Origin of the sequence: Psittacicella gerlachiana (assembly GCF_003585965.1) — a bacterium.
GTDB classification, from domain to species: domain Bacteria; phylum Pseudomonadota; class Gammaproteobacteria; order Enterobacterales; family Psittacicellaceae; genus Psittacicella; species Psittacicella gerlachiana.
The window spans coordinates 1-2,435 of record NZ_NRJF01000276.1; the positions used below are offsets into that span (position 1 = coordinate 1).

Sequence of the window (2,435 nt, forward strand, 5' to 3'; positions counted from 1 at the left end):
ATTTAAAACTTTATCATAAAGTTGACTTGCTTATTTTATTATTTATATTTGTATTTATGCAATTATTGTATGCTCTTAGTAGTTATTTTCATATTGAGGCATCTCTGCGTTCAGTCCATTTATGCTTTAACTTAATATTTCTATCCAATTAAGCATTTCTTCCCAACTCAATATTTCTTTTTAAGTCTTTTAGAGCTAGGATTTAAATTTAGAGCTAGAATTTAAATTCAAGTAGGTTTAGAGTATTAAGCGTCTAGAGATAAGTAGAGGACTAGTAATAGCAAATATAGGCATAAAAGAGAGTGTAAATGAGTAAAGCGTATCTTTCCTTATGTTAAAAGCTAAAAATACTCCTGACAGCGTTAAAAAGAAAGCATAAAATAAAAAAAGGAGCAAGGGTAACCCCTTACTCCTAGATTAAAATAATTGATTATAAAAATGAAATAAATATGATGAATTGTGAGGTTAGACCTCAGAATTACTTCTTTGCCTGAGAAGTAATTAAAGTTTTTTAGTTGTATACCTCCTTAGTTAAGTGCAGAAATGATACAGCTAAAAAAACTTTAAAAAAACATTAATTCTTTTTGCTAACTCGCTTGGAGGCCTTGATCCTTAAGTTAAGAATCAGTTAAAAGTATGGAGTTAAAAAATTAAGTTTTTTAACATTACATCTTAGCAGAAATAAAATTTTTTGCAAGAGTGTTGCGAAAAGTTTGTTAGTAAATCTTTGAATACTAGGTAAAAATATACTAGATAAAATATATTTGTTAGGGAGGGAGAATTATTAGAAGTTTTTTGGGAGGTAAATTACTAAAGATTTATTAGCTAGGTTAGATAAGAGAAAAAGACGTAAATTAAAAAGGAGCTAGCGAACTAGCTCCTCACCTACTTTCTTCTCAGGAATGTTGCTCTCATTGCTGAGGACAACGACGGTAAGTGTACCTTAAAACTTATAAAAAATAAGTTAGGACACTAAATCGGTAATACCTGATTCAAGGTTGAGTCTTGAAATCAAAGGCTTGTTTTAATTGGGTTTGTAAGTGTATTAATAAAGCACTAGTTTTCATTCTTGTTTGATATTGATGCAAAAATTCATCTATGCTCAGCTCGCTCTGATAATATTGCCAAGCTAGATCATTTAAAGGCTGTAAGGAAATCCCTAAGCTAGTGGTTTGGGCTAGCCAAGTAAGACAAAAATCATAAAGAATTTGATTCTTTTCTCCGAGATTGCAAAAGTAATTGAGGTCTTGATTTAAAGCTTTTAAGCTATGGTAACAACATAAAGTTAAACCTATAGTTGCTCCTAACAGCGTAAAGCGTACAAGATATTTATTGATATTGAGGAGATAGCTTTTTATTTCTTTAAATTCAATTTTGTTACATGTACTTTTGCTACATGAATTTTTGCTATATGAATCTTCTCTATATCTAGTTTTGCTTTTTATTTTGTAATCTTGAGATTGCTGATGTTGTTGGCAATTTAGAGGATTACTATCTCGGGGACTTATATCTAGATGATCCCAGATTTCCTTGGTTTGGAATTCTTGGTTGAGAAATTCTCGATATAAGAATTTCTGTTCTCGAAGTTCTTGCTCTAGAAGTTGGGCTTCGAGACTCTCTTTTGTGTTTCTCTCTTCTTTGATTTTCTCTGCTAGGATTTTATTCTTAGCGGTTATGTTTTTAACTACACTTGCAACTAAGGAGTTTTCATTTTCAGCTCTTTGCTCTTCTTCATTCTTATTTTCTGCAATAAGATTTAAGATCCCTAGAGCTAAAGCTTCTTGGTATTGGTAACCTTGAGTTGCTTGCTCTAATTGGTATTGATTAAATTGCGGAAATAAAGAAAAGAGCTGTTTGCCCGAGCAGGAACTTTTAAAGTCAAAAAATAGTATATTTAAGTATACATCTTTTTTATCTAAAGGTTTAATTTTTTTTAAAGGTGGAGCCCTTAAGTCCCTACTCGTTTGGGCGTATTTACTTAAAAAGAAGAGATAATCACTAATTGTAAGAATTAATTCTTGCTCTAAAGTCGTAGATTTTTTGTGGTTATTAGCTTGAATATTGCGAATGTATAAGCAAAACCAAGATGCACGCATGTAATATCCGCTCGCTAAGATATCAGCTTGGTTTGCCCAAGGGTATACCCCTTTAGTATAGTAATTTGCAGGGTTATTTGTTAAAAAACTCGCATCTGCCATGGCTTTGGCAACGGGACAGGCATTAATGCCTGCAGTGTACACTTGACGATAAAGCTCATAATCTAAAGTAATAAGCTTAGGTTGCTTGGAGTTATTCTGTTTATTATTTAACATAATTAGTTGTGAATTTGAAGAAAAATATCTCTTATCTTCATTCGTTATAAAATTAACTATAAAAAATAAAAAACAAAAAAAGAAGGAAAAATAATCTTAACAAATCTAGGGATAATTTGGGCT

Annotated in this window: 1 protein-coding gene; it reads right to left on the reverse strand. The window is 31.2% G+C overall.

Going from position 1 to position 2,435, the window contains the following annotated elements; all coding sequences use genetic code 11:
• Positions 1-992: 992 nt before the first annotated feature.
• Entirely contained in the window at positions 993-2,312 is a 1,320-nt protein-coding gene (locus tag CKF59_RS07605; protein ID WP_119535304.1) for a hypothetical protein, read from the reverse strand.
• Between the last annotated feature and the right edge of the window lie 123 nt (positions 2,313-2,435).

Excerpts from the sequence above, each read along its gene's own strand:
- CKF59_RS07605 (WP_119535304.1), bottom strand. The coding sequence starts at position 2,312 with ATGTTAAATAATAAACAGAATAACTCCAAGCAACCTAAGCTTATTACT.